Annotated in this window: 23 protein-coding genes; 11 read left to right on the forward strand and 12 right to left on the reverse strand. The window is 72.0% G+C overall.

The window, feature by feature from the left end; genetic code table 11:
• Nucleotides 1–12 precede the first annotated feature (12 nt).
• Complete coding sequence (locus BMX65_RS06160; RefSeq protein WP_074999098.1) at nt 13–1,701, forward strand: YibE/F family protein; 1,689 nt, start codon at nt 13–15, stop codon at nt 1,699–1,701.
• 293 nt (nt 1,702–1,994) lie between these two features.
• Here the strand turns inward: BMX65_RS06160 and BMX65_RS06165 are convergent, their stop codons facing one another.
• On the reverse strand, nt 1,995–2,213 hold the full coding sequence (locus BMX65_RS06165) for a DUF5326 family protein (protein WP_074999099.1): 219 nt from the start codon (nt 2,211–2,213) through the stop codon (nt 1,995–1,997).
• A 178-nt stretch (nt 2,214–2,391) separates the two neighbouring features.
• Complete coding sequence (locus tag BMX65_RS06170; protein WP_074999100.1) at nt 2,392–2,709, reverse strand: cupin domain-containing protein; 318 nt, start codon at nt 2,707–2,709, stop codon at nt 2,392–2,394.
• A 48-nt stretch (nt 2,710–2,757) separates the two neighbouring features.
• Between BMX65_RS06170 and BMX65_RS06175 the strand changes: the two genes are divergently transcribed.
• The 4 genes from BMX65_RS06175 (at nt 2,758) to BMX65_RS06190 (ending at nt 6,066) form a co-directional block, all read left to right on the forward strand.
• Nucleotides 2,758–3,129, forward strand: coding sequence for a phage holin family protein (locus tag BMX65_RS06175; protein WP_019356699.1), 372 nt, complete (start codon nt 2,758–2,760; stop codon nt 3,127–3,129).
• Nucleotides 3,130–3,133: 4 nt separating this feature from the next.
• The gene (locus BMX65_RS06180; protein ID WP_074999101.1) at nt 3,134–3,628 is read left to right on the forward strand and encodes a low molecular weight protein-tyrosine-phosphatase; all 495 of its coding nucleotides are present in this window, start codon (nt 3,134–3,136) and stop codon (nt 3,626–3,628) included.
• Entirely contained in the window at nt 3,625–4,794 is a 1,170-nt protein-coding gene (locus BMX65_RS34105; RefSeq protein ID WP_338068940.1) for a fructosamine kinase family protein, read from the forward strand. The genes BMX65_RS06180 and BMX65_RS34105 overlap by 4 nt, the downstream gene beginning before the upstream one ends.
• Before the next feature lie 93 nt (nt 4,795–4,887).
• On the forward strand, nt 4,888–6,066 hold the full coding sequence (locus tag BMX65_RS06190; RefSeq protein ID WP_074999102.1) for a cystathionine gamma-lyase: 1,179 nt from the start codon (nt 4,888–4,890) through the stop codon (nt 6,064–6,066).
• Between the two features lie 219 nt (nt 6,067–6,285).
• Here the strand turns inward: BMX65_RS06190 and BMX65_RS06195 are convergent, their stop codons facing one another.
• The 3 genes from BMX65_RS06195 to BMX65_RS06205 all read right to left on the reverse strand — a co-directional run bounded on the left by BMX65_RS06195 (nt 6,286) and on the right by BMX65_RS06205 (nt 10,566).
• Entirely contained in the window at nt 6,286–7,233 is a 948-nt protein-coding gene (locus BMX65_RS06195) for a hypothetical protein (RefSeq protein ID WP_074999103.1), read from the reverse strand.
• Nucleotides 7,234–7,520: 287 nt separating this feature from the next.
• A complete protein-coding gene (locus BMX65_RS06200; RefSeq protein ID WP_074999287.1) occupies nt 7,521–8,903 on the reverse strand; it encodes a metallophosphoesterase family protein in 1,383 nt (460 codons plus the stop codon).
• 487 nt (nt 8,904–9,390) lie between these two features.
• Nucleotides 9,391–10,566 carry a LacI family DNA-binding transcriptional regulator gene (locus tag BMX65_RS06205; protein WP_074999104.1) on the reverse strand — a complete coding sequence of 392 codons (1,176 nt, stop codon included), beginning with the start codon at nt 10,564–10,566 and terminating at the stop codon, nt 9,391–9,393.
• 639 nt (nt 10,567–11,205) lie between these two features.
• Here BMX65_RS06205 and hisC point away from each other — a divergent pair.
• The 4 genes from hisC to cydD all read left to right on the forward strand — a co-directional run bounded on the left by hisC (nt 11,206) and on the right by cydD (nt 18,676).
• Nucleotides 11,206–12,303 carry a histidinol-phosphate transaminase gene (gene hisC, locus BMX65_RS06210; RefSeq protein ID WP_074999105.1) on the forward strand — a complete coding sequence of 366 codons (1,098 nt, stop codon included), beginning with the start codon at nt 11,206–11,208 and terminating at the stop codon, nt 12,301–12,303.
• A 222-nt stretch (nt 12,304–12,525) separates the two neighbouring features.
• Nucleotides 12,526–14,061 carry a cytochrome ubiquinol oxidase subunit I gene (locus tag BMX65_RS06215; protein WP_074999106.1) on the forward strand — a complete coding sequence of 512 codons (1,536 nt, stop codon included), beginning with the start codon at nt 12,526–12,528 and terminating at the stop codon, nt 14,059–14,061.
• 19 nt (nt 14,062–14,080) lie between these two features.
• The gene (cydB, locus tag BMX65_RS06220; protein ID WP_074999107.1) at nt 14,081–15,088 is read left to right on the forward strand and encodes a cytochrome d ubiquinol oxidase subunit II; all 1,008 of its coding nucleotides are present in this window, start codon (nt 14,081–14,083) and stop codon (nt 15,086–15,088) included.
• 27 nt (nt 15,089–15,115) lie between these two features.
• Entirely contained in the window at nt 15,116–18,676 is a 3,561-nt protein-coding gene (gene cydD, locus BMX65_RS06225) for a thiol reductant ABC exporter subunit CydD (protein WP_074999108.1), read from the forward strand.
• Here the strand turns inward: cydD and BMX65_RS32420 are convergent.
• Both BMX65_RS32420 and BMX65_RS06235 read right to left on the reverse strand, forming a co-directional pair.
• Nucleotides 18,639–19,283 (reverse strand): hypothetical protein, encoded by a 645-nt coding sequence (locus tag BMX65_RS32420; protein ID WP_143081810.1) that lies wholly within the window; start codon nt 19,281–19,283, stop codon nt 18,639–18,641. The genes cydD and BMX65_RS32420 overlap by 38 nt on opposite strands.
• Nucleotides 19,240–20,601, reverse strand: coding sequence for an HMG-box domain-containing protein (locus BMX65_RS06235; RefSeq protein WP_143081811.1), 1,362 nt, complete (start codon nt 20,599–20,601; stop codon nt 19,240–19,242). Before BMX65_RS06235 ends, BMX65_RS32420 begins: the two co-directional genes overlap by 44 nt.
• 316 nt (nt 20,602–20,917) lie before the next feature.
• Between BMX65_RS06235 and BMX65_RS06240 the strand changes: the two genes are divergently transcribed.
• The gene (locus BMX65_RS06240) at nt 20,918–21,601 is read left to right on the forward strand and encodes a hypothetical protein (RefSeq protein WP_143081812.1); all 684 of its coding nucleotides are present in this window, start codon (nt 20,918–20,920) and stop codon (nt 21,599–21,601) included.
• 40 nt (nt 21,602–21,641) lie between these two features.
• On the opposite strand, the gene BMX65_RS06245 is transcribed toward BMX65_RS06240, so the two are convergent.
• From BMX65_RS06245 to BMX65_RS06260, 4 genes are all read right to left on the reverse strand, one after another.
• Nucleotides 21,642–22,073 (reverse strand): type VII secretion target, encoded by a 432-nt coding sequence (locus tag BMX65_RS06245; RefSeq protein ID WP_079171715.1) that lies wholly within the window; start codon nt 22,071–22,073, stop codon nt 21,642–21,644.
• Nucleotides 22,074–22,282: 209 nt separating this feature from the next.
• Complete coding sequence (locus BMX65_RS32735) at nt 22,283–22,459, reverse strand: hypothetical protein (protein ID WP_162637666.1); 177 nt, start codon at nt 22,457–22,459, stop codon at nt 22,283–22,285.
• A gap of 120 nt (nt 22,460–22,579) precedes the next feature.
• The gene (locus tag BMX65_RS06255; RefSeq protein WP_074999114.1) at nt 22,580–22,963 is read right to left on the reverse strand and encodes a VOC family protein; all 384 of its coding nucleotides are present in this window, start codon (nt 22,961–22,963) and stop codon (nt 22,580–22,582) included.
• A gap of 8 nt (nt 22,964–22,971) precedes the next feature.
• On the reverse strand, nt 22,972–23,838 hold the full coding sequence (locus BMX65_RS06260) for an EamA family transporter (RefSeq protein WP_239502071.1): 867 nt from the start codon (nt 23,836–23,838) through the stop codon (nt 22,972–22,974).
• A 266-nt stretch (nt 23,839–24,104) separates the two neighbouring features.
• On the opposite strand from BMX65_RS06260, the gene BMX65_RS06265 reads away from it, so the two are divergent.
• The gene (locus BMX65_RS06265) at nt 24,105–24,980 is read left to right on the forward strand and encodes a LysR family transcriptional regulator (RefSeq protein WP_074999115.1); all 876 of its coding nucleotides are present in this window, start codon (nt 24,105–24,107) and stop codon (nt 24,978–24,980) included.
• 107 nt (nt 24,981–25,087) lie between these two features.
• Here the strand turns inward: BMX65_RS06265 and BMX65_RS06270 are convergent, their stop codons facing one another.
• Nucleotides 25,088–25,972: an HAD family hydrolase gene (locus BMX65_RS06270; RefSeq protein WP_074999116.1), complete on the reverse strand. Its 885-nt coding sequence runs from the start codon at nt 25,970–25,972 to the stop codon at nt 25,088–25,090.
• Between the last annotated feature and the right edge of the window lie 2 nt (nt 25,973–25,974).

The raw sequence follows: 25,974 nt of genomic DNA on the forward strand, positions 1-25,974 counted from the left end.
GATGATCGGGCGGTGACCCACACCGACCCCGCCGTTCCCGCACCCGAACCCGGCCGTGCCCACGGACCCGGCCCCGGACCCGGCCGTGCACCCGCCCATGGCCACGGGCCCACCCACGGTCAGGGCCGCGGGCGCACCCACGGGCAGGGACACAGTCACGGCCACGGGCAGGGCCAGGGCCAGAGCCACGGGCATGGCCACGGCCACGGCCACGGGCACGGGCACGGGCATGGCCACGGGCATGGCCACGGGCCCGCCGAGCCGGTCTCCCGCCATCTGCGGAAGGTCATCGCGGCGGTGCTGGTGCCGTTCGCGGTGGCCGTGCTGGCCGGGCTGGTGGTGCTGTGGCCCGGGGGTGTTCCGGGGCACCAGCACGACCATTCCGGGGTCGGCTTCGACCGGCCCACCTTCACCGCCAAGGTCGTGGAGCTGGCCGAGGTGGACTGCGGCAAGGCCAACGTCCGGCAGCCGTCCGGCTCCTCGGGCGACGGTTCCTCCGGGCAGGGCGGCGAGGGCGGGGCGCACGGGCCGTGCCGGAAGGCCACCGTCGAGATCACCGAGGGCAAGGACAAGGGCCACACCTTCACCGAGGTCGTCCCGCCCGACGCCACCCGCAGCTACTCCGTGGGGCAGGGCGTCGTCGTCGCCTACGCGGCGAAGGCACCGCGCGATCTCCAGTACAGCGTCGTCGACACCGACCGCGATCTGCCGATGGTGCTGCTGGCCGGCCTCTTCGCGCTCGTGGTGGTGCTCGTGGGGCGGCTGCGCGGAGTGCTGGCGCTGGTGGGGCTCGTCATCAGCTTCGCCGTGCTGACGCTGTTCATCCTGCCCGCGATACTGCAGGGTTCCAATCCGCTGGTGGTCGCGGTGGTCGGCGGGAGCGCCATCATGCTGGCCACGCTGTATCTGTGCCACGGCCTGTCGGCCCGCACCTCGGTCGCGGTGCTGGGCACGCTGGTGTCGCTCCTGCTGATCGGGCTGCTGGGCTCGTTGTTCATCGGCTGGGCCGGACTGACCGGCAACACCGACGACCAGACCGGTCTGGTGCACGGTCTCTACCCCGGTATCGAGATCCGGGGGCTGCTGCTGGCGGGGGTGCTGATCGGCTCGCTCGGCGTGCTCGACGACGTGACGGTCACCCAGACCTCGGCCGTCTGGGAACTCAAGGACGCCGACCCCGGGGCCAGTCGGCGGCGGATCTACCGTGCCGCCATGCGGATCGGCCGCGACCACATCGCATCCGTGGTCAACACCCTGGTGCTGGCCTACGCGGGGGCGGCGCTGCCGCTGCTGCTGCTCTTCTCGATCGCGCGCAGCGACGTGACGATGGTCGCCACGAGCGAGGTGGTCGCCGAGGAGATCATCCGTACGCTGGTCGGCTCCATCGGCCTCGTCGCGTCGGTGCCGGTCACGACGCTGCTGGCCGCACTCGTCGTCTCGGCGGACCGCAGGCGGCCGGAAGCGGCGGAAGCGGCCGGCCGTACCGCCGGGGACGCGCCTCCGGGCGTACCCGCACCCGCGTCCGGCGTCCCCGCGTCCGGCGTCCCCGCGTCCGGCGTCCCGGCGTCCGGCGTCCCGGCGTCCGGCGTCCCCGCGTCCGGCGAACCGGTGTCCGGCGCCCCCGCATCCGGCGGCCGTCCCGCACCGGGCCGCGGCGCCGGGGTCACCGGCGGCCGGGGGAGGCGGCGGAAGCCGAAGTGAGCCGGAGCGGGGGGCGGCCCCCGGACTGCCGGTGCGGGGCGTACGGCCGTGTGGCCCGAACTCCTGCACTCACCGGAGGTGTGCTGCCGACCCGAGCGGCGGCGCCGAAGCAGTCCCGCTCGGGCGGCGGCTCGGCACCGGGCCGCGCTCCACCCGCGGATTCGGCGCCGGGCCCGGCCCCGGGGCCCCGGCGCCGAATCCGCCGTTCCCGCGGTGCCGCCTCCGGGGGTCCTCCGGGGGTCCACCGGGGGACGCCGCGGGCCACCGCGGGGTGTGCCCGGCGCGGGGCGGGTTCACCAGCCGCTGCCCGAGGACCCGCTGCCCTTGAAGTGGCGGACGAGGTAGACGACACCGCCGACCAGGGCGACGAAGATCAGCACCTTGAACAGCAGGCCGATCAGGAAGCCGACCAGGCTGGCGATCAGGCCGCCGAAGACGACGAGTGCGATCACCGGTATGACGATCCATGTGACCCACCACGGCAGGCCGGCAAGGGTGCCTTTCGCGTCCATGACTGTCTGCTCCGTCTCTGAGAGTTGACGAGGGCTCTTCGCACCCTCTGCCCTCGATGCTAGAGCGGCCAGTGTGCCGATGGGCCGCTGCGGGCCCCTGTCCTCCCCTGAAACCGACCCTGAGGCGACCCTGAAGAACCGGCTCGGTTCGCCCCCGGGACCCGCTCAGCTCTCGGGATCAGCTCTCGGGAGGCGAGAAGACCACCAGCACGCGCAGATCCTCCGAGATGTGGTGGAACCTGTGCGACACCCCGGCCGGCACGTAGACCACGCTGCCCCGCGCCACCTGCGTCGTCTCGACCCCGACGGTGATCGAGCCGCGGCCGCTGACGACGAAGTACACCTCGTCCTGGGCGTGCGGCTGCTGCCGGTCGACGGCACCCGCGTCCAGCGCGTACAAGCCGGCCGACATGTTGCGCTCGTGCAGGAACCGGAGGTATGCGCCGTCGTTCACGGCGCGTTCCGCCTCCAGCTCCTCCAGCCGGAATGCCTTCACCGCTGTCCCCTCTCCCTGGCCCGGCAGCTGTTCTGCGACGATCTGAGTATGAACTTCCTCATCAAGACGCTGGCCAACGCGGCGGCTCTGGCCGTCGCGACCTGGCTGCTCAGCGATATCGAGCTGACCGGTGGTTCCTCAGGTGAGAAGGCGCTGACGCTGCTCGTCGTCGCCCTGATCTTCGGCGTCGTCAACGTCGTGGTCAAGCCGCTCGTGAAGCTGCTCTCGCTGCCGCTGCTGGTGCTCACACTCGGGCTGTTCACGCTGGTGATCAACGCGCTGATGCTCATGCTGACCTCCTGGGTCGCGGACAAGCTGGACGTGAGCTTCCACGTGGACGGGTTCGGCACCGCGTTCCTCGGCGGCCTGATCATCTCGGTCGTCTCCTGGGCGCTGAACATGGCGCTGGACCGGGACTGACGGGATGTACCGCGTCTGCTTCGTCTGCACCGGCAACATCTGCCGCTCCCCCATGGCCGAGGCCGTCTTCCGCGCCCAGGTGCGGGAGGCGGGACTGGACGGCCTGGTCGAGACCGGCAGCGCGGGCACCGGGAGCTGGCACCTCGGTGACCCCGCCGATCCCCGCACGAGCGACGTGCTGGAGGCCGCCGGGTACTCCCTGAGCCATACGGCGCGGCTGTTCGAGCCGGACTGGTTCGACCGGCACGACCTCGTCGTCGCCCTCGACGAGGGGCACGCCGCGGAGCTGCGGGCGATGGCCCGCAACCCGGCCGAGGCCGCCGCGGTGCGGCTGCTGCGCTCGTACGACCCGGACAGCGGTCCGGACGAGCTGAGCGTGCCCGATCCCTACTACGGAGGCGGGCGCGGCTTCGCCCGGTGCCTGGCGATGGTGGAGGCCGCCGTCCCCGGGCTGCTGTCGGAGGTGGCCGCCGCCGTCGGGGCCCGGGAGGCGGGTTGACGGCCGCGGCGGGCGCGGGCGGCGGGGGTGCCGCCCCGCCGCCTCCGCGCCCGGTGGCCCGTACGGCCGAGCTGCTGGGCCGCCGGGCCGACCGGGCCGTCCCGGTCGGCGGCGGCTCCATCTGCGACGCCTACCAGGTCGTTCTGGCCCCGCGCGGGGAGCACCCGGCCCCGGGCGGCGGGGAGCACGGGAGCGTGGCCCGGGAGCCCGCCGGTGCCGACACGGGGCACGCGGGCCACGCGAGCACGGCGGGGGACCCGGAGGACGCCGACGCGGGCCACGCGGGCGCTCCCGCCGAGACTGCGGCTTCCGCCGCACCTGCGGCTTCCGCCGAGACCGCGGCTTCCGCCGCACCTGCGGCTCCCGCCGAGACCGCGGTTCCCGCCGCCACCACCGTCTTCGCCACCACCGTCTTCGCCAAGGCGCTGGACGCCGCCCCCGCCGACTTCTTCGCCGCCGAGGCCGCCGGGCTGGCCCGGCTGCGCGCCACCGGGACCGTCCCGGTGCCGGAGGTGTACGCCGCCGAGCGGGATGTGCTCGTCCTGCAGTGGATCGAGCCGGGGGCGCCCGACCGGGCGGCGGCCGAGCAGTTGGGACGTGGGCTCGCGGCACTGCACGGGACGCCGGCGCCGTCCTGGGGGACCCCCGGGGAGCCCTGCTACCTCGGGCCGCTGCCGCTGACCTCGCCGCCCCGGCCCACCGCAGATCCGGCCGCCTGGCCCGGTTTCCACGCCGAGCACCGGCTGCTGCCGCTGCTGCGCGCTGCCGTGGACAGCGCCCGCATCGGCCCGCGGGATGCCCGGGACGTCGAGCGGGTGTGCGACCGGCTCGACGACGAGGCGGTGGCGGGCCCTCCGCAGCCGCCCGCCGTCATCCACGGCGACCTGTGGTCCGGCAACGTGCACTGGACGGCGGACGGCCGGGCCGTGCTGATCGACCCGGCGGCCCAGGGCGGCCATCCCGAGACGGACCTGGCGATGCTCGAACTGTTCGGCTGCCCCGAACTGCCGGTGCTGCTCGCCGCGTACGAGGAGGTCCGTCCGCTGCCCGGCCGCCGGGCCCGAGTCCCGCTGCACCAACTCCAGCACCTTCTGGTCCACGCCGTGCTCTTCGGCGGCGGTTACGGTGCTGAGAGCGGCGCGGCGGCCCGCGCGGCACTCGGCTGACCCGCCCACCGTGCGGGCGGCCCCCGCAGGCCGCCGCCCGCACCGGGCGGGAACCGACCGCGGCCCGCCGCGTCGCGCGACAGAGAGGCAGCCATGACCGCTCCGGACGATCCGCCCTTCACCGGCCCGCATCTGGACTACGGCCCGGCGAACGACGCCGACGGCACCCGGGTGGTCCGCGCCGGACTGCCCGCCGAGGAGCCGTACGAACCGCCCCTGCCGGGGCCGGTCTTCGCCGCCCACTACCACCTGCCCGGCGAGGTGGAGGGCGCACCGTACGCCTACGGCCGGGACGCCAACCCCACCTGGACCCACCTGGAGCGGGCGCTCGCCGAACTGGAGGCACCCGGCGACCCGGACGCCGAGGTGGTGGCCTTCTCCTCCGGCATGGGCGCGATCTCCGCGGTGCTGCTCTCGCAGACCCGGCCGGGCCGGACGGTGGTGCTGCCCTCGGACGGCTACAACCTGCTGTCCGCGCTCCGCGAGCGGCTGGAGAACTTCGGTGTCCGGGTGCGCACCGCTCCCACCGGCGGCGACGGGCAGCTCGCCGAACTGGAGGGGGCCGATCTGCTGTGGCTGGAGACGCCCTCCAACCCGGGGCTGGACGTGTGCGACATCCGCAAGCTGGCGGCGGCCGCGCACGAGGGCGGTGCGCTGGTGGCCGTGGACAACACCCTCGCCACTCCCCTCGGCCAGCGCCCCCTCCTGCTGGGGGCCGACATCTCGGTGGCCAGCGGCACCAAGGCGCTCACCGGGCACGGCGACGTGCTCCTGGGCTATGTGGCCACCCGCAACCCGGACATCGCGGCGGCGGTACGCGGCTGGCGCAAGACGGTCGGTGCGATCCCGGGGCCGATGGAGGCGTGGCTCGCCCACCGGTCGCTGGCGACGCTCGACGTCCGCACCCAGCGCCAGGCCGGCAACGCGCTGGCTGTCGCCGAGGCGCTGGCCGTCCGGCCCGAGGTGCGGGACGTGCGCCACCCGGGGCTGCCGCAGGACCCGGCGCACCCGCTGGCCGCCCGGCAGATGAGCCGCTACGGCTGCGTCGTCTCCTTCACCCTGACCGACCAGGCGTTCGCCAACCGTTTCCTGGGCCGGCTGCGTCTGGTGAACGATGCCACCAGCTTCGGCGGGGTCCGCTCCACGGCCGAGCGCCGGGGCCGCTGGGGCGGCGACGCGGTGCCGGACGGTTTCGTCCGGCTGTCGGTCGGAGTGGAGGACAGCGTCGACCTGGTGACCGACATCCGGCGGGCCCTGGACCAGGCGGGCTGAACCGCTTGCCGGCCGCCCGCCACCGCCGCCCGCCACGCGGCGGCCCCGGACCGGGCGTACTCCGATCCGGGCCCGGGCACGTACCGGCGCGAACCGGGCGCGAACCGGGCAGTCGGCCCGGGGCGGCAGGCCCACGCCCTGCGGTCCTGCCGCCCCGCGATGCGTCTGCGGGGGCGGCGGCGCACCCAATCGGTCGTGGTCGGTCGTGGCCGGGCGGGCTCAGCCCGCGCTCTCCGGACCGCCGTACTCGGGGCTGGAGTAGTCCGGGCTGCTGAAGCGCGGCCGGGAGTACTTCTCACCCGTCTCCGAGGAGGGGCGGCTGGAGAACCCGGGGTGCGAGTAGCCCAGCGGACTGCCGGGCGGCTGCGGCACGTACGCGGCCGGCGCCTGCCGCGGACCGTCCGGGTCGGCCAGCGCCTCCCGCAGAAACGGCACGATGCCCCGCTCCAGCAGCGCCTCCCGCCAGGCGGAGCGGGCCAGCGCCACCTCCTCGGTCAGTTGGCTGCCGCCCGGATCGGCGCCCGTGCCGCCGCCCGCCCGGATCGAACTGGCGCCGTTGCGCAGCGCCGTGAGCAGCAGACCGGCCATGGCCACCAGGATCCCGGCCGCGGCGAAGGCCGCGAACACCCAGCCGGCGCTGCGGATCGGACCGGCGACGGCGGGCTCCGGGGAGAGCAGCCGCAGCGCGTGGCCCAGCAGCAGGAAGATGACGGCGGCGGTGGCCGCCAGCACGGGGGCGAGCACCGAGACGACCGCCACCAGCCCGGCGCCGGACGCCTCGGCGAGGCTCTCGCCGCCCATCGCGCCCACCAGCCGCTCCCCGACGCTGCTGCCGCCCTGGCCGGGGTCGCGCACCTCGGCCGCTGCACCGCCGGAGCCGCCCTGCGCGGAGCCTCCCACGACGGGGGCACCCGAGGCGGAAGGGGCGTTCTCCGGGCGGCGCAACTCCTCGCGGAGCCGGACGAACTGCTGGTACTCCGCCTCCGCGCAGGCGGCTATCGCGGTGGCGGCGCTGAGCGCCATCGTGCGCAACTGCTCGGCGTTCAGCCGTTGGCCGATCGCCGCCAGGTCGGGGCGTCGGTGAGCGGTTCGCAGTGCCTCGTCGAGGACCCGCTCGAATTCGGGCCGGTCCTCGCGCAGCAGGTGCGGAGCGCTGTTCATGTGCATCCCCCGATGCTCCGTAGGGCCCAAGCGGCCAGTCGAGGGCGGGGCAGGTCAGCAGGCGGACAACTCGGGACGGCAAGCCCTGATGGTAGAGCTGTTCCCGCGTCGCGTGACAGACACTTTCCAGAATTGACCCGCTACAGCGACGCCCCCCAGCCGATCACTTCTGGAAAAAACCTGCCCGGATATCCGCGCGCGAATCAGCAGGGGTGTGGAACCGCGCTTCGCGCGCCCCGTCGGTCCGGTCCCCGCGCCCCCCGGCGGGGAGACCGGACCGACGGGGACCCGGCTCACTCCACCAGCGGGAGCTGGGCGATGAGCAGCTTGCCGGCCATGGTGACGCCGCCGTCCATGGCGACGGCCAGCCCGTCGGCGTACACATGCGGTCCGGTGACGTCCGGCCCGCTCTCGCCGTCCTCGCTGTCGACCTCGCCCAGCAGGTACGGGATCGGGCTGTGTCCGTGCACGATCCGGGTGCCGCCGAAGGTGTCCAGCAGCTCCCGCACGGCCGCCGGTCCCGCGGTCTCCTCGCGGAAGGCGAAGCGCTTGGTGAACTTGCGGAACAGCTCCCAGGTCTCCTCGGCGTCGTTGCGCTGGAGCGCCTCGGTGATCGAGTCGTTGACGGCCTCGATGGTGTCGCCGTAGTCGAGGTAACAGCTCGCGTCGGAGTGCACCAGCAGATGGCTGTCGGCCAGCGCGATGGCGTCCAGCCGGGACATCCACTGCAGATGGTGGTCGGCGAGCCGCTCCATGTCGCTGCGCTGGCCGCCGTTGAGCAGCCACGCCGCCTGGAACGAGGCCGTGCCGGCGCCGGAGTTGACCGGCGTGTCCCCGAACCGCTTCGCGCCCAGCAGCAGCAGTTCGTGGTTGCCCATCAGCGCCTTGCAGTAGCCGCCCGCGGCCGCGGCCTCGGCGGAGAGCTGCATGACCAGCTCGATGACGCCGATGCCGTCCGGGCCGCGGTCGGTGAAGTCGCCCAGGAACCACAGCCGGGCGTTGCCCGCGACCCAGTGGCCGTCCGCGTCGATGATGCCGAACCGGCGCAATGCGGAGCGCAGTTCGTCGAGGTAGCCGTGCACGTCCCCGACGACGTAGAGCGGGCCCTCCCCGTCGTTGACCGCGCCGGCCGGAACGGACACGTCCACCATCGTCGGCTCCGGTCCCCCGGCCGCCGCCGCGGCGGTCCCCAGCACGGGCAGATCCCGCTCGGTCGGCGTGTACTCCTCGGGCATCCCGTCCCCGTCGCCGGTCGCGCTCCCGGCGGGCGCGGCACCGGTTCCGGCAGCCGCTGGTGCCGCCGGAGCGAACGACGCGGGTCCGTCCGGTACGGGTCCGTCCGGTACGGGTCCGCCGGGCGCGGCGCCGTTCGGCACGGGAGCCGCTCCGTTCGGCACGGGAGCCGCTCCGTTCGGCGCGGGGGCCGCGGGGGCCGCTCCGTCCGCCGCCCGGGCGCCCGCCGCGGCGCGTGGCGCTGCCGAGGCCATCGGGGCACGGGGATCCGTGCGCGCCCCGGGCGCCAGTCCGGCCGACCGCGGATCGCGCGGTTCCCCGGGCCCGTCGGGCCGGCCGACCGCGGACAGCGCCGGGGCGGTCCCCTCGCCGTGTGTTGTCTCCCCGCCGTGCCATACGTCGGGTCCCTGACCGGCCCCCTGAGTCATCGACCCCTCCACCATCGCGCCGCCGCCGTGCACCGCAGGACCTCCCCCTTCCGTGGGCCCCATCCGCTGGTCTTTCGGCCGGGGTGTCGCCCCAGGCCGGGAGCCGGTCCCGGTGTCGTCCTCCCCCGGTTTCGGCCGGGGTGCCCCCAATCATAGGAACGCTGGTCGCGGCTTGTGACGCACCTGGGGGCGCGCATTTGACGAGGTGACCGGGCCGAAGGGGAATTCCTCCTGAATTCTTCGCTGTCGTACCCTACGGAATCCGTCACCGGAGACCCCCGGAGACCCGCCCGGCCGCGCCGCACGGCCCCGCCCGGTCGCACAACGGCTCCGGGCCCGGCATCCGGACTCCTGGCGTCCGGGCTCCTCGCGTCCGGGCTCCTGGCATTCGGGACTCCTGGCGTCCGGGCTCCCCGCGGCCGGACTCCTGGCATTCGGGCTCCCTGCGGCCGTGCTCCGGCCGTTCGGGTCCGCTTCGGGAGTCCGAACGGCCGCAGCGTGCTCAGTCGGCCGCGGGGGTGCGAGGGGCGCTGACCGTCGTGCGGGCGCTGCCGCGCCGGGAGGACGCGCGGACGATCAGCTCGGTCGGCATCACCCGTTGGACGGGGCGGGCCGGAGCGAGGCCCTCGATGGCGTCGATCAGCAGTTGGACGACGGTGTTGCCGATCCGTCGGGGCTTCAGGGACAGGGTGGTGACGGAGGGCGCCGTGGTGGCGTAGGCGGGGGACTCGCTGCAGCACACCAGCAGCAGGTCCTCCGGTACCCGCAGCCCGTAGCGGCGGGCCGCGGCCAGCAGGTCGGTGCCGTTCGGGTCGAAGAGCCCGTACACCGCGTCGGGGCGGTCCGGTCTGGCCAACAGCCGGTCGGCGGCGACGGCTCCGGCGCACGGGTCGTGCGCGGGGTAGCGCTCGTAGACCGGTTCCTGGCCGACCCGCTCGCACCAGTCCAGGTACGCGGTGGTCGACAGCCGGGTGTAGGTGTCGGTGCTGGTGCCGGTCAGCAGCCCGATGCGGCGGGCCCCGGAGTCGGCGAGGTGGTCGAGGATGTCCCGGACGGCCGCTTCGTGGTCGTTGTCCACCCAGGTGGCCACCGGGAGCGAGTCGCTGGGCCGGCCGTCGGAGACGACGGGCAGTCCGGAACGGAGCAGCTCGCTGACGATCGGGTCCTGCGCGGAGGGGTCCACGACGACGGTCCCGTCCAGCGCGACGTTGGACCAGACGTCCGGGGCGCCCGCCTCCGCGGGCCCGCGCCGGGCCGGTGCGGGCAGGATCACCAGCGCGTAGCCGCGGGCCAGCGCGGCCGAGGTGGCGGCTCTGGCCATCTCGGCGAAGTACGCGAATTCCGTGAAGGTGAACGGTTCTTCGCCGTACGTCGTCACCGTCAGGCCGATCAGCCCCGACTTGCCCGTGCGCAGCGTGCGTGCGGCGGCCGAGGGGCGGTAGCCCAGTCGCTCTGCGACCTCGCGGACGTGGCTGCGCGTCGCGTCCGGGAGGCGGCCCTTTCCGTTGAGGGCGTCGGAGACAGTCGTGATGGAGACACCGGCTGCGGCGGCGACATCTCTGATGCCCGCCCGTCCCTTCGACCGGGCCCCGCCGCGTGGGGGAGGGCACCTCCCGGCCCCGGGCAGGGGCGCTGAGGCCGATGTCCGACCCGCCTGATGCTTCTCTGCTGCTGTCATGGCGAGCCGATGTTAGGCCCGGAGAAGGCGGGTGGAAGGGCGCCCGGCGAGCGGTGCCGAGGTGTGGCGCCGTTGCCCGCCCCTTCTCCGGCGAGCGGGGAAATCCCAGCTCGGAACGGGCGGCTCCGGGGCGTGTCCGACCGCCGGGAGCGCGCTGTTCCAGGGTGTCGGCGCGGATGAGAGCCACTCTCAACTCACCTTCACGAGTGACGCGCGCTACCGCGCCCGCCACCAGCGCGCGCGTCCTCCCGGCGCACGCAGGCGTGAATGGGGGATCGCGATGAATGCGAGCGCCCCCATCCGAGCCTCGCGGCGCACATCGGTCCCTGGCGCCTCGGGATCGCGGAGCCGGACGGGACCATCGGCGACCCGCCCGCGGGACGCCGAGCGGGAAACCGCATGGCCGCCGCATGGCCGCCGCATGGCCGCCGCATGGCCGCCGCATGGCTTCCGCATGGCCGCATGACCGCGCATGGCCCCCTCGCGGTCCCCGCGCGGGCACGGGCGACCGCGCGGGACGTGCACGGGATCGCTCGGGGAGCTACGCCGTGCGGGTGAATCCTCTTAAGGTGAGGAGTATTGGCGCAGCGCGCCGGCGGAGCCGAGGGTGACGACGGAGGAGGAGCAGCGGTGAGTGACATGAGCGAGCGGAGCCCGGGTGGCCCCCGGCTGCGGGAGGCGCTGGAGGGCATCCCCAGTTACAAGCCGGGGCGTCCGGCCGCCACCGGCGGCCCCGTCTCCTACAAGCTGTCGTCGAACGAGAACCCCTACCCGCCGCTGCCCGGGGTGCTGGAGTCGGTCTCCGCGGCGGCCGCCTCCGTCAACCGCTACCCCGACATGGCCTGCACGGAGCTGTACGCGGAGCTGGCCGAGCGGTTCGGGGTGCCTGCCACGCACCTGGCCACCGGAACCGGTTCGGTCGGCGTGGCCCAGCAGCTCCTCCAGACGACCGCCGGACCCGGCGACGAGGTGATCTACGCCTGGCGCTCCTTCGAGGCGTACCCGATCATCACCCAGATCTCCGGCGCGACCTCGGTCCAGGTGCCGCTGACCGGGGGCGCGGAGCGGGAGGCGCACGACCTGGACGCGATGGCGGACGCGGTCACGGAGCGCACCCGTCTGATCTTCGTCTGCAACCCGAACAATCCCACGGGCGCCGCGATCCCCCGCGCCGACCTGGAGCGCTTCCTGGACCGGGTGCCCGGCGACGTGCTGGTGGTGCTGGACGAGGCGTACCGCGAGTTCGTCCGCGACGAGCGGGTGGTCGACGGGCTGGAGCTGTACCGCGACCGGCCGAACGTGTGCGTGCTGCGCACCTTCTCCAAGGCGTACGGCCTGGCCGGGCTGCGGGTGGGCTTCGCGGTGGCCCACGAGCCGGTGGCCGCCGCGCTGCGCAAGACGGCCGTGCCGTTCGGGGTGAGCCAGCTCGCACAGGAGGCGGCGATCGCCTCGCTGCGCAGTGAGGACGCGCTGCTGGAGCGGGTCGAGGCGCTTGTGAAAGAACGCACACATGTGCTGGCCGAGCTGCGTGCGCAGGGCTGGACGGTGCCGGAGTCGCAGGCGAACTTCGTCTGGCTGCGGCTGGGGGAGCGGACCGCCGAGTTCGCGGAACGCGCCGAGGAGGCCGGAGTCACCGTGCGCCCGTTCCCCGGTGAGGGGGTGCGGGTCTCCCTCGGCGAGCCCGCGGCCAACGCCCTCTTCCTGCAGGTCGCGGCGGCTTTCCGAAAAGAGGTGTAGCCGGTCGCCGACAGCCGCTCTGCCGCGCGGTGCGGTTGCCGGCGGCGGTGGCCGGGCGGGTTCCCGAGGGTCCGGGGGCCCGCCCGGCCTCGTTTTGGGTATGCCTTCACGGCGAGTAGGGGGGCCGGTGACATGTCCGGAATGGGGCCGTCGTACGCTGGTCTTGTGAATGTGAACGCATTCACGAATGCGCTCAGGCGCGTGCCTGAAGGAGAGAGCAACGTGGACCTTGCGTTGGCGCCGGAGACACTGGCGCGCTGGCAGTTCGGCATCACGACCGTCTACCACTTCCTCTTCGTGCCCCTCACCATCTCGCTGGCCACCTTCACGGCGGTGCTCCAGACCGCGTGGGTGCGCACGAACAAGGAGAAGTACCTCAAGGCGACCCGCTTCTGGGGCAAGCTCTTCCTGATCAACATCGCCATGGGCGTGGTCACCGGCATCGTGCAGGAGTTCCAGTTCGGGATGAACTGGTCCGCCTACTCCCGCTTCGTCGGCGACATCTTCGGCGCACCGCTGGCCTTCGAGGCGCTGATCGCGTTCTTCATGGAGTCCACCTTCATCGGACTGTGGATCTTCGGCCGCGACAAGCTCCCGAAGAAGCTGCACCTGGCGACGATCTGGCTGGTCGCCCTCGGCACCGTCGCCTCCGCGTACTTCATCCTGGCCGCGAACTCCTGGATGCAGCACCCGGTCGGCTACCGGATCAACGAGCAGAACGGCCGCGCGGAGATGACCGACTTCTTCGGCATCCTGTTCCAGAACACCGCGCTCGCGCAGTTCTTCCACACCATGACCGCGGCCTTCCTCACCGGCGCCGCCTTCATGGTCGGTATCGCCGCCTACCACCTGCTGCGCAAGCGGCACGTCGCCGTCATGCGCAGCTCGCTGCGGCTCGGGCTGGTCACCCTGGTGGCCGCCGGACTGCTGACCGCCGTCAGCGGCGACCGGCTCGGCAAGATCATGTACGAGCAGCAGCCGATGAAGATGGCCTCCGCCGAGGCACTGTGGGAGACCCAGGCACCGGCGCCCTTCTCCGTCTTCTCCTACGGCGACGTCGACAAGGGGCACAACAAGGTCGCCATCGAGATCCCCGGCGTCCTCTCCTTCCTCGCACACGACAACTTCTACGAGGCCGTCCCCGGGATCAACGACACCAACGCGCAGCTCAGGGAGAAGTTCAAGGACAGCACCGGGCTGGACGACTACCGGCCCAACATCCCCGTCGCCTACTGGTCCTTCCGCTGGATGATCGGCTTCGGGATGTCCTCGCTCGCCCTCGGCGCCGCCGGCCTCTACCTCACCCGGCGCCGGTTCTGGCTGGCCGAGCGGCTGCGCACCGGCGAGGACGAGGTGCCGCGGCTCGCCCTGACCAAGGAGCGCGAACTGGGCACCCGGCTCGGCACCTGGTACTGGCGGCTGTCCGTCCTCACCCTCGGCTTCCCGCTGATCGCCAACGCCTGGGGCTGGATCTTCACCGAGACCGGCCGCCAGCCCTGGGTCGTGTACGGCGTGCTGCCCACCTCCGCCGCCGTCTCCCCCAGCGTCTCCCAGGGCGAGGTCCTCATCTCGCTGATCTCCTTCACCGCGCTGTACGCGCTGCTGGCCGTCATCGAGGTCCGGCTGCTGGTCAAGTACGTCAAGGCCGGGCCGCCCGAGCTGACCGAGGCCGACCTCAACCCGCCCACCCGGATCGGCGGCGGCAGCGGCGGCGCCGACGCCGACTCCGACGACCGGCCCATGGCCTTCTCGTACTGACAGACAGGGGCGCTGCGCAATGGAACTCCACGACGTCTGGTTCGTCCTCATCGCCGTCCTGTGGATCGGCTACTTCTTCCTGGAGGGCTTCGACTTCGGAGTCGGCATCCTCACCAAGCTGCTCGCCCGGGACCGGGCCGAGCGGCGGGTACTGATCAACACCATCGGGCCGGTCTGGGACGGCAACGAGGTGTGGCTGCTCACCGCGGGCGGCGCCACCTTCGCCGCGTTCCCCGAGTGGTACGCCACCCTCTTCTCCGGCTTCTACCTGCCGCTGCTGATCATCCTGCTCTGCCTCATCGTGCGCGGCGTCGCCTTCGAGTACCGCGCCAAGCGGGAGGAGGAGCGCTGGCAGCGCAACTGGGAGCACGCCATCTTCTGGACCTCCCTGATCACCGCGTTCCTGTGGGGAGTGGCCTTCGCCAACATCGTGCGCGGCGTGCGGATCGACGCGGACATGGAGTACGTCGGCAACCTGGCCGACCTGCTCAACCCCTACGCGCTGCTGGGCGGCCTGGTCACCCTCACCCTCTTCACCTTCCACGGGGCCGTCTTCACCGCGCTCAAGACCGCAGGCGACATCCGCACCCGCGCCCGCCGCACCGCGACCGGCGCGGGCGCCACCGCCGCCGTGCTCGCGCTCGGCTTCCTGCTGTGGACCCAGGCCCACCGGGGCGACACCGCCTCCCTGGCCGCCCTGCTGGTGGCCGCCGCCGCACTGGTCGCCGCGCTCGCCACCAACCTCGCCGGCCGCGAGGGCTGGGCCTTCACCTGCTCCGGACTGGCGATCGTCGCCGCGGTGGCGATGCTCTTCCTGTCGCTGTTCCCGGACGTCATGCCCTCGACGCTGAACGACCAGTGGAGCCTGACCGTCAGCAACGCCTCCTCCACCCCGTACACGCTGAAGATCATGACCTGGTGCGCGGCGCTGGCCACCCCCGTCGTCCTGCTCTACCAGGGCTGGACCTACTGGGTGTTCCGCAAGCGCATCGGAACCCAGCACCTCGCCCCCTCCGGCGGACACTGAACCGCGCCGCGGGAAGGAGAAGCGACGATGAAGCCCGTCGATCCGCGGCTGCTGCGGTACGCCCGCGCCACCCGGCTGTTCCTCGCCGCCTCGGTCGCCCTCGGGCTGGCCGGCGCCGGACTCGTCGTCGCCCAGGCCGTGCTGCTCGCGGACGTGGTCGTCGGCGCCTACCGGAACGGAACCCTCGAACAGGGCGCACTGCTCCTGCTCGCCGCCGTCTCCCTCGCCCGGGGCCTGGTCTCCTGGCTGACCGAGTTGGCCGCGCACCGCTCCGGGGCCGCCGTCAAGTCCGAGCTGCGGGTACGGCTGCTGGAGCGGGCCACCGCGCTCGGGCCCGGCTACCTCACCACGCAGCGCACCGGCGAACTGACCACGCTCGCCACCCGCGGCGTCGACGCGCTCGACGACTACTTCGCCCGCTACCTGCCGCAACTGGGCCTCGCCGTCGTGGTGCCCGCCGCCGTACTGGCCCGCATCGTCACCGCCGACTGGATCTCGGCGGCCCTCATTCTGGTCACCCTGCCGCTGATCCCGGTGTTCATGGCCCTCATCGGCTGGGCCACCCAGTCGCGCACGGACCGCCAGTGGAAGCTCCTCACCCGACTCTCCGGCCACTTCCTCGACGTCGTCGCCGGGCTGCCGACGCTGAAGGTCTTCGGCCGCGCCAAGGCCCAGGCCGACAACATCCGCACCATCACCGCCGACTACCGCCGCGCCACCCTGCGTACCCTGCGGCTGGCGTTCCTCTCCTCCTTCGCGCTGGAACTGCTGGCCACGATCTCCGTCGCGCTCGTCGCCGTCAGCATCGGCACCCGGCTCGTGCACGGCGACCTCGACCTGCACACCGGGCTCATGGTGCTGATCCTCGCCCCGGAGGCGTACCTGCCGCTGCGCCAGGTCGGCACCCACTACCACGCAGCGGCCGAAGGGCTCGCGGCGGCGGAGTCGGTCTTCGAGGTGCTGGAGCGGCCGATGCCGCCCTCCGGCACGGCCCGCGTGGACGTCTCCGGTGCCGCCGTGGTGCTGGAGGGGGTCGCCGTACGGCACGAGGGGCGTGCGGGGCGGTCGCTGCCACCGACGGACCTGATGCTGCGCCCCGGTGAGACCGTTGCCCTCACCGGCCCCTCGGGAGGGGGCAAGTCCACCCTGCTGTCGGTGCTGCTGGGCTTCACGGCTCCCACCGAGGGCCGGGTGCTGGTGGGCGGCGTGCCGCTCGCCGAGCTGAACCTCGCCGCCTGGCACCAGCAGATCGCCTGGGTGCCCCAGCACCCGTACCTCTTCGCGGGGTCGGTTGCGGACAACGTCCGTCTGGCACGGCCCGACGCCGATGCGGCAGCCGTCGTCCGGGCGCTCGCCGACGCCGGGGCGCCGGATCTCGACCCGGCACTGGAACTGGGGGAGTCGGGGGCGGGTCTCTCCGCAGGACAGCGCCGCCGCGTCGCCCTCGCCCGTGCCTTTCTCGCCGACCGCCCGCTGGTGCTGCTGGACGAGCCGACGGCCGCGCTGGACGGGGCGACCGAGGCCGCCGTACTGGCCGCCGTACGGCGGCTGACCAGGGGCAAGACGGTGGTCCTGGTGACCCACAGGCCGGCGCTGTCGGCAGCGGCGGACCGGGTGTTGGAGCTGCCCGGCGACGCGGTGACGCTGCGGGCTGCCGTGACCGCCTCGGGGCCGCCCGCGGTCCGGGGCGGCAGTGGGGACACCCCCGGCCTGAGAGCGGGAGAGGGCCGAGGCAGCCCGCAGACACCCACCGACGCCCGCCTCGCACCAGCAGTCGGCGTCGCCGCCACCCGAAACCCCCTCACCCGCGTACGCGAAACGGCCCGCGGCCTGCGCCGCAAGTTCGCCCTCGCCCTCGCCCTGGGCGCCCTCGCGGCGGCCTCGGCGACCGGGCTGATGGCGACCTCGGGCTGGCTGATCTCACGCGCCGCCCAGCAGCCGCCGATCCTCTATCTCATGGTGGCGGTCACCGCGACCCGGGCTTTCGGCATCGGCCGAGCCGTCTTCCGCTACGCGGAACGCCTCGTCTCGCACGATGCCGCCCTGCGCGTCCTCGCGGAGCTCCGCGTCACCGTCTACCGGCGACTGGAGCGCCTGGCCCCGGCGGGCCTGCGGAACCGGGCACGCGGCGACCTGCTCACCCGGCTGGTCTCGGACGTGGACGCGCTCCAGGACTACTTCCTGCGCTGGCTGCTGCCGGCCACCGTCGCCGGAACGGTCAGCGTGGCGGCGGTCGTCTTCGCCGCCTGGCTGCTGCCCGCCGCCGGGGCGGCCCTCGCGGTGGGCCTGGCGGTGGCGGGCATCGCGGTACCCGCGCTCACAGCGGCGCTCTCCCGGCGTACGGAGCGCCGACTGGCCCCCGCGCGGGCCCGGTTGGCGGTCCGCACAGTGGACCTGCTCACCGGTACCGCGTCCGGTGAACTGCCGGTCACCGGCGCGCTCGCGGCCCGCCGCGCCGGTGTGACCGAGGCGGACACGGAGCTGACCGGGATCGCGGCGCGCTCGGCGTCCGGCACCGCGCTGGCGTCCGGGCTGAGCACCCTGGCCGCCGGTCTGACCGTGACGGCAGCGGCGTGGGCGGGCGCACGCGCCACCACGGCAGGTGGGCTGGACGGGCTCCTCCTGGCCACGGTCGTCCTCACCCCGCTCGCCGTGTTCGAGGTGGTGACGCCGCTTCCCCAGGCTGTGCAGTTCCGGCAGCGGGTGCGGCGCTCGGCGGAGCGGGTGTACGAGGTACTGGACGCACCCGCCCCCGTGGAGGAACCGGAGCACCCCGAACCGCTGCCCGCCGACCCGTTCCCCCTCCGCGTCCGCGGGCTGACCGTCCGCTATCCGGACGCCCCGACCCGGGCGCGGCCGGCCCTCGCCGGTTTCGATCTGGATCTGACACCGGGCCGCCGGGTGGCCGTCGTCGGCGCTTCGGGCTCCGGCAAGACGACCCTCGCCAACGCGCTGCTCCGCTTCGTGGACCCACAGGCGGGCACCTACACCTTCGGCCCGGACCCGGCCGTCTCCGCGCTCGACGCGGCAACCGACACCGTCCGACGGCAGGTCGGTCTCTGCGCCCAGGACGCCCACCTGTTCGACAGCTCGCTGCGGGAGAACCTGCGGCTGGCCAGGCCGTCCGCGACCGAGCCCCAACTGCACGCGGCGCTCGCCGCCGCCCGTCTGGACGACTGGGTGGCGACCCTCCCACGCGGCCTGGACACCCTCGTCGGCGAGTACGGCGCCCAGCTCTCCGGCGGTCAGCGGCAACGCCTCGCGCTGGCCCGGGCCCTCCTCGCCGACTTCCCCGTCCTCGTGCTGGACGAGCCCGCCGAGCACCTCGACCTGCCCACGGCCGACGCGCTGACCGCCGATCTGCTGGCTGCCACGGAGGGCCGCACCACCGTCCTGATCACCCACCGCCTCCAGGGCCTCGAAGCCGTGGACGAAGTCGTCGTCCTGACCGCCGGCCGTGTCGTCGAACGCGGCACCCATGAGCAACTGGCCTACGCGGACGGCCCGTTCGCGGAAATGCTGACCCGTGAACGCGAAGGCGGGCTCGTGTCTATCGGGGGGCCACCTCGTCCGGGTCGGGGTAGGTGATCTTGTTGGTGCACTGCATGTGGGGGACGAATTTCTTCGCTGCTGCGATCAGCAGCTTGAGGCGTGAGTTGTTGCTGAGGTGGAGATCATCGTAGAGAGGGAACTTGAGTGTGTGATCGTCCTCGTATTCTTTACCGCCCGGGTTGAGGCAGAGAACGAGGAGGGCGCCGGAATACTCCCCGTTGTTTGTTGACGGGCGCCATTCCGTGGACTTTCCATTCCGTGGCCTTATAAAATACCACTCGGCGAAGATGTTCAACAGGCTGGAGATTTGTTTGTCCTTCTCCAGAGGGGTGAGGCGGCACAACACCTTCAACGTGGACGTATTGTGTGCGTCCGGTTGCCGGAGATATGTGGCGGCTTCTCGGTAGCTGTCAGTTTTACCGGCGTGGACTCGCGTTTTCTTTGCTTCCTTGCGCATCTGTTTGTCGAAGATTCCGCCACAGGCTCGCCCCAGTTTTGTTTCGGGAAGGGTGTTGTCGGCTGTGTCGGAATCCGCTGAGCAGGCTGCGGTCCCGAGGGTGAGAAGCAGAGTGCACCCGAGTGCAGCCACACGAGTCGGTTTAGTCGCCATCGCCTTGATCGCCTTGCGTGTCGCCGTCGCCATATCGCGATTCCATCCGGGCAGCTCTCTCCTCGCTCCAGCGGTCGCCCTCGTCAATATCGTGAACCTTTCGGTAGATTTCCAGCCATTTCATCACCCGCCGCTGGCTGACGGTGAGGAAATGTTTCTTGTCCTGTATGGCTTCTTCGTTGTACTTCTTGGTTTCCTCCTTCCACTGTTCCAGGACTTGTTTGTCTATTTGGTTGTTGAAATGTGTTTCAAGTGCACCGCTCGCGGCGCCGTTGAGGAGCGGGACTCCGAAGGATGCGGAGGAGGGCACGTCGTCTCCCCCGAGGGGCAGTTCGATGGTGCCCTTGGCGGCTCCGAATCCCTGGCTCACGGCGTATTTCTTCCAGGCGGCTGCCGCAATGAGATCGGCACGTTTGTCCGTACTCTTTCCGTCGGCCTCGCTCTGGATGGCATCGACGCGCGCGTGGTCGAGGGCACCCTGGCTTTTCGCGCCTGTCTCCAGGAGGATGTTCAGCTCTCTGTCGGGGTCCGGGTGTGCCTTCATCGCACTGATCACATACTGGTCCTGTGCGGCGGAGAGGATCTCGTAGCCGCCCGGCTGCTTGCCCACCTCTCTCAGGAACGCCATGGCGTCCATGTTGGGCACCGATGACATGTGTCCGGGGCCGCGGTTGCCGAAGGCGGCGTCGCGCAGGTCCTGACCGTCTTCCCGGTCTCCGAAGTTGGCCACGCCTCTGTTCAGGTCGTCGATGTAGCCGGCGCCCATCTTCGCGGTGCTGTTGGTGAGGCCGGGTTTGTCGGAGACCAGATCGGGATGGTCGGCGACCTCCTTGATCACTTGGCTCATCACGTTGGCGCTGTCGGCGGTACGGTGCAGGCCGTCTTCCGGGGAGTCCCAGGGCCGGTTCAAGGCGGCGGCTTCGAGGGCGTGGCCGAGTTCGTCGTAGCCGTAGCTTCGGTCGTTGTCTCCCAGACCGGGGCCGCCGGCGGGCCAGTCGCGCTTGCGGAGCAGGTAGTCGAGGTCCGCGTTCGGCTCGGGCGTGCCGTCGAAATTGCGCTTGCCGCTGTGGAAGAGGTCCTGTGCCGCTTCCGGGTTGTGGCCCAGTGCCTCCATGTAACCCGCCATGGGGTCCATGCCTTCGTCGCTGCCCCTGCCGTAGTTGAGGAAGGAGTCGTATTCGTGCGGTGGTTTTCCCTGCCACAGTTCCTGCGGGCTGCCGCCCCGGCTGCGTTCGAAGTCGATCAGACCCGGTACGTGCTTCTTGCTGCCCCCGCTCCCCTCGTCGAAGCCCTTTCCGTAGTCGTGCAGGAAGTCCTTGTCCCACTCTCCGGAACGCATGAGGCTGCTCATGAGCTGGAAGCCGCGGACGCTGCGGGGGGGCACTGCCGGCCTCCGCGTAGTACTCACCGGGGGCGATCACGTGGTGGGTGTTGGGGAAACGCTCGGGACCGAGCCTGATGACGTCTTTCTTCCACTGGTGCATCGCGGGGCTGTCCACATGTGATGCCGTGGCCAAGGTGGTACTGAGGGACTTCTGGAAGTCCCGTGTTGCTGCGAAACGTTCCTTTCCGGGTTTGTCGATCCCGGCCACACTCTCCCAGAGCCGCAGTGCGCCCTTCGCCTTGAGCCGGGTCGCGAAGCGCTCGGCGAAGTAAGGGTCGCCTTCGTGCTGGGCGAGTTTGTCGGCCATCTTCTGCACGGCCTCGGCGCTCGGGCGGTTTCCGCCGTTCTCGTACGAGGAGGCCAGGTGGGTCAGTGCGTCAGCGTCCTTGCGGGCCTGCTTCCGCTGCTGATTGGCGTCGGACATGCTGGTGACGCCGTCGCTGTCGAAGCCCTTGGCCCGGCCGTTGTGGTCGTTGGACAGCGCCCAGTGCAGCGTCTCGTCGGCCGCAGTCGCGTGCTCCAGTACCCTCGTGATGTAGTCGTTGTGGGCCTTGACGATTTCCTTGTACCGCTTGGCCTGTGGCCCGATATCTTCCGGTTCCAGGTCATCGAGGTTCTTGGGCTTGTAGTGGACGGTGCCCTTGGAGTCGATGTCGAGGTTCTTGTCCTCCCCCACCTCTTCGACGCGCCTCTTGAGTTTCTTGCGCCATTTGTTCAGCGATTTGTAAGCGCTGTCCAGGAACTCCCAGGTGTCCTCGGCCTCTCCGATGGCTTCGTCGATCTGGCGCGTGACTTTTCCCAGCGACTTCAGTGCCGCGTCGGCTGTTTCGCCCTCCATGTCGGAGTTCTGCAGCCCCTTCGCCACCTGCCGATGGAACTGGGTCCTCACCTCCCGGTAGTTCCCCGGGACCTTGTGCCATTTCTGCACTGCTTCTTTCAGTGGTTTGAGATCGGCGTGCAGCAGTGAGTGGTATGAAACCACGTTCCCCCCTCCGGAAGTAGCAGCGTCAGTTCTGGTGGGCTTTGGCGCCCAGCTTGTCCATGTCCTGTTTCCGCTTGTGGTCCGTCGTGTCGAAGGTGCTGGCCGCGTTCCGGAGCGCATCGGCGAGTCCGTCCCGCAGCATCCACTTCACGTGCCGCACCTGGCCCTCCCAGCGTTGCTCGAACGTTGCGAAAGCACCGGCGCTCTTGAAGCCGGACAAGCCGGACTTCACTTCACCTGTTTCCTTGATCGCCTTGTTGTCGGCCTTGCCGAAGCTCTTGGCGACTTCTTCTGCGTCACCGGCTCGCTTACGCAGGAGCTTCGAGGTGATGTGGAGTTTGGTGCCGCGTCCGTGGGCCTCTGTGTTGTATCCGGCCAGTTGCATGGCGGCGTTGTCCCGAGGTTTGCGCTCTTGCGCGTCTGTCTTGAGTCGGGACCATTCCTCGGCGAAATTCATGGGCACCCCCCTGCTGTGTTGAGCACGTCAACTGAAAGCCATGTGACGCTAAGGTAGCAAGGTGATGCTGTGCGCAAGGAAACGTGTCTTCCTGAGGTCTTCGCCTATCGGTCGCAAGTGGGAGGAGTGGGTACCGCGCTCTCCGGCGGCAGCGCACACGGCACCCCGGACTGGACATGTCGAGCCGTGGGAGCGCCGAAACGGGGTGATCACTGGATGGTGTGGGCCGGTGGCAGCTCGAACTCGTTGCCGACGCGAGGCGGAGCTGTGAAGGGGAGGGGCTGACCATGGCCCGGTCCGTCCGGCATGCCGTGGATACGTCTGGTCCTGCGTTCCCGCTCCGCCTTGCCGGCGAAGCGGACGAGTGCGGGCGCGGCGCTCAGCACCGTGCGTTGGTGCAGGCCCCGCACCGGCACTCGCAGGCTGCGGCGCGGCCCGCCTGGCGAGGCACCGCCCACCGGTTGAGGCACCATCCACCGGCGGATCGTCGGGCGTCGGACAGTGCGCTAGCCGGCGGCCGGGCCTCTCTCCGCCGCGCTGCGTTCGACGCAGAACTCGTTGCCCTCCGGGTCGGCGAGCGTCACCCAGCCCCTGCCGTCCGCGGTGCGGTGGTCGGCCACCAGCGTGGCGCCCAGCGCCAGGATCCGCTCGACCTCCTCCTCCCGGGTGCGGTCCTGCGGCTGGAGGTCGAGGTGGACCCGGTTCTTGACCGTCTTGGCGTCCTCGACGGCCACGAACAGCAGCGCCGCGTCCGGCGCCGTCACCAGCGCCTCGGGGTCGCCCGGGTGGTCCTCGTCGGACACGGTGCCCTCCAGCACCGCGGCCCAGAACAGGCCCTGGCGGTAGGCGTCGTGGCAGTCGAAGGTGAGGTGGCGCACGAGGGAAGACATACGGAGAACTATCGGCCGGGCCGCTCCGCCGGTCCACCGCGTTTCTCCACCACCGTCGGACCCGCGCTGCGGGGGTGTGCCTCGGTGCTCACCGCGACCGTGTTGGCGGCCACGATCACCAGGACGGCAGCCCAGGAGAGTGCCGGAAGGTGCTGGCCCAGCGCGACCAGCCCGATCAGCGCCGCCGAGACCGGGTTGACGCTCATGAAGACCCCGAAGAAGTGCGCCGGGACCCGGCGCAGGGCCATGACGTCGGACAGGAACGGGACGGCGGAGGACAGCACCCCGGCGGCCAGGGCGCAGGACACGGCCGCGAGCGTGGGCCGGTGGTGCAGCAGCACGCCGATCCCGAGCGGCAGATACAGCGCTCCGGAGACCAGCGCCGCGGCAGCCGAGCCCTGCGCCCCGGGCAGCCGCTCCCCCACCGTGCGGTTGAGCAGGATGTAGCAGCCCCAGCAGACCGCCGCCAGCAGCGCGAGCGCGATGCCGAGGTAGTCGGTGCTCGGCTCGGGCCGCACCAGCACGACCACGGCCGCCGCGGCGGCCCCGGCGCAGCCCAGATGCAGCCGACGCCGCGAGCCGGCCAGCGCCACGGTCAGCGGGCCGAGGAACTCCAGCGTCACCGCGAGGCCGAGCCCGATCCGGTCGATCGCCGCGTACAGCGACAGATTCATCGCGGCGAACACCACGGCCAGGCCGAGCACCGGCCGCCACTGCGCGGCGGTGAAGGACCGCAGCCGCGGCCGGCCGGCGGCCAGCAGCAGAACGGCGGCCACCCACTGGCGCACCGCCACCACGCCGACCGGGCCGAGCGACGGGAAGGCGAGCGAGGCGAGGGCCGCACCGGACTGGTTGGAGACGCTGCTGCACAGCATCAGTGCCAGTCCGGACAGCCGACCGCGGCCGCGGTGGGAGGGGCCGGGCACATCGGCTGTGCTGAGTGCGTCGGGTGTGCCGGTCGCGTCGAGCGTGCCGGGTGCGGGGGCGGGTGCGGGTGCGGGGGCGTCGGTGACGGGTGCGGGTGCAGGTGCGCTGGGTGTCGGGTGCGCGCGGGGTGCGGAGGACCGTGCCATGACCGCACTGTCGTCCGCCGCCATGCATACGCAAAATGCATCGCAGCGGCCATCGATACGCTGTACGTATGCACAACGGGTCAAGGCCGGAACTGGAGCTGCGCCAACTGCGCTGCCTGGTCACCATCGTCGACACCGGGAGCTTCACCGACGCCGCCCTCGAACTGGGCGTGTCGCAGGCCGCGGTCAGCCGCACCCTGCGGTCCCTGGAGCAGCTTCTCGGCGTCCGGCTGCTGCACCGCACGAGCCGCACCGTCTCCACCACGACCGCCGGTGTGGAGGTCCTGGTCCGTGCCCGCCAGCTACTCGCCGAGGCCGACAACCTGGTCCGCGCGGCCACCGCCGGGCACACCCGCCTCCGCCTCGGGCACGCCTGGTCCTCCGTGGGCCGGCACACCGCGGAGTTCCAGCGCCGCTGGGCCGAGCGGCACCCCGCCGTCGAGCTGCAACTGATCCGCCACAACAGTCCGACGGGCGGGCTGGCCGAAGGAGCGTGCGATCTCGCCCTCGTCCGCACCGCGGTCGACCGGCACCGCTACGCGCACGCGGTGCTCGGCCACGAGCGCCGTGTCCTCGCCATGGCCTCCGACGACCCCTGGGCCAGGCGCCGCAGCATCCGCCTGGACGAGGCGCGGCAGCGCACCGTCGTCGTGGACCGGCGCACCGGCAGCACCACCCTCGAACTGTGGCCCGCGGAGTCGCGCCCGGCCATCGAGTACACCCACGACATCGACGACTGGCTCGCCGCCATCGCCACCGGGCGCTGCGTCGGCATCACCCCCGAGGCCACCAGCACCCAGTACCGCCGTATCGGCATCACCTACCGCCCCCTGCGCGACGCCGCCCCCGTCCCCGTCCATCTCATCTGGCAGCACCACGACCCGCACCCCGCGACCCACGCCGCGGCCGCGCTCCTGACCGACCTCTACCGCGAGCACTCCTGACGCACCCGGCGAGCGACCCTGCCGCCCGCCGCGAGCACACCCCCGGCCCGGCCCGGCACGTCCGGTTCGGCCGGTACGGGGTCTCCCAGAAGCCGGTACGGGGTCCCTCAGAGGAAGCTCTCGATCACGGAGGCCACCCCGTCGTCCTCGTTGGAGCCGGTGACGTGGTCCGTGCTCAGCAGCACGTCCGGGTGGGCGTTGGCCATCGCGTAGGACCTGCCGGCCCAGGTGAGCATCGCCAGGTCGTTGGGCATGTCGCCGAAGGCGGCGACCTCGTGCGGGGCGATGCCGCGCTCCTGGCAGGCCAGCGCGAGAGTGCTGGCCTTGCTGACGCCGCGGCCGGATATCTCCAGCAGCGCGCTGGGGCTGGAGCGGGTGAACTCGGCGTGGGCCCCGGCGGCCGTGCAGCCGAGCGTGAGGAAGGCGTCGGGGTCGCCGGTCGGGTGGTGGGCGAGGAGCTTGACGATCGGGTCGGTGAGGCGGCCGTCCCCGCCGTCGGCCAGCAGTTCGTCCACCGGTGCGTAGGAGGCTCCCGGGTCCTGGGGGAAGGACGGGTACTCGGGCTCGTAGTGGATGCCCGCGGTGCGTTCGACGGCGAAGCTCACGCCGGGCGCCGCGGCCCGCAGCGCCCGCACCACATTGACCGCGTCCCGCCGCGCGAGTTCGCGGACCCGGAGCACCCGGCCGCCCGCGTGCAGGTCGACGACGGCCGCTCCGTTCGCGCAGATGGCCAGCCCGTGGCCGTGCACGTGCTCGCTGACGATGTCCATCCAGCGGGCCGGCCGGCCGGTGACGAAGAACACCTCGATCCCGGCGGCCTCCGCCGCGGCGAGGGCCGCGATGGTGCGGTCCGAGACCGTCTTGTCGTTCCGCAGCAGGGTGCCGTCCAGGTCGGTGGCGATCAGGCGCGGGGCGGTGCGCCTGCCGGGCGACGGCTGGGTCCGGGGGGCGGGGTGTTCGGACGAGCGAGTCGGATAAGTCACGTGAACCATCT

Origin of the sequence: Streptomyces qinglanensis (genome assembly GCF_900111245.1) — a bacterium.
In the GTDB taxonomy this organism is placed as follows: domain Bacteria; phylum Actinomycetota; class Actinomycetes; order Streptomycetales; family Streptomycetaceae; genus Streptomyces; species Streptomyces qinglanensis.

Coding starts and splice junctions, on each gene's coding strand:
- hisC (WP_074999105.1), top strand. CDS start 11,206: ATGAGCGAGCGGAGCCCGGGTGGCCCCCGGCTGCGGGAGGCGCTGGAG.
- BMX65_RS06255 (WP_074999114.1), bottom strand. CDS start 22,963: ATGTCTTCCCTCGTGCGCCACCTCACCTTCGACTGCCACGACGCCTAC.
- BMX65_RS06245 (WP_079171715.1), bottom strand. CDS start 22,073: ATGAATTTCGCCGAGGAATGGTCCCGACTCAAGACAGACGCGCAAGAG.
- BMX65_RS06205 (WP_074999104.1), bottom strand. CDS start 10,566: ATGACAGCAGCAGAGAAGCATCAGGCGGGTCGGACATCGGCCTCAGCG.
- BMX65_RS06165 (WP_074999099.1), bottom strand. CDS start 2,213: ATGGACGCGAAAGGCACCCTTGCCGGCCTGCCGTGGTGGGTCACATGG.
- cydD (WP_074999108.1), top strand. CDS start 15,116: ATGAAGCCCGTCGATCCGCGGCTGCTGCGGTACGCCCGCGCCACCCGG.
- BMX65_RS06270 (WP_074999116.1), bottom strand. CDS start 25,972: ATGGTTCACGTGACTTATCCGACTCGCTCGTCCGAACACCCCGCCCCC.
- BMX65_RS06190 (WP_074999102.1), top strand. CDS start 4,888: ATGACCGCTCCGGACGATCCGCCCTTCACCGGCCCGCATCTGGACTAC.
- BMX65_RS06265 (WP_074999115.1), top strand. CDS start 24,105: ATGCACAACGGGTCAAGGCCGGAACTGGAGCTGCGCCAACTGCGCTGC.
- BMX65_RS06235 (WP_143081811.1), bottom strand. CDS start 20,601: ATGAGCAGCCTCATGCGTTCCGGAGAGTGGGACAAGGACTTCCTGCAC.
- BMX65_RS06260 (WP_239502071.1), bottom strand. CDS start 23,838: ATGCTGTGCAGCAGCGTCTCCAACCAGTCCGGTGCGGCCCTCGCCTCG.
- BMX65_RS06180 (WP_074999101.1), top strand. CDS start 3,134: ATGTACCGCGTCTGCTTCGTCTGCACCGGCAACATCTGCCGCTCCCCC.
- BMX65_RS06200 (WP_074999287.1), bottom strand. CDS start 8,903: ATGGTGGAGGGGTCGATGACTCAGGGGGCCGGTCAGGGACCCGACGTA.
- BMX65_RS32420 (WP_143081810.1), bottom strand. CDS start 19,283: ATGGCGACGGCGACACGCAAGGCGATCAAGGCGATGGCGACTAAACCG.
- BMX65_RS06195 (WP_074999103.1), bottom strand. CDS start 7,233: ATGCACATGAACAGCGCTCCGCACCTGCTGCGCGAGGACCGGCCCGAA.
- cydB (WP_074999107.1), top strand. CDS start 14,081: ATGGAACTCCACGACGTCTGGTTCGTCCTCATCGCCGTCCTGTGGATC.
- BMX65_RS06175 (WP_019356699.1), top strand. CDS start 2,758: ATGAACTTCCTCATCAAGACGCTGGCCAACGCGGCGGCTCTGGCCGTC.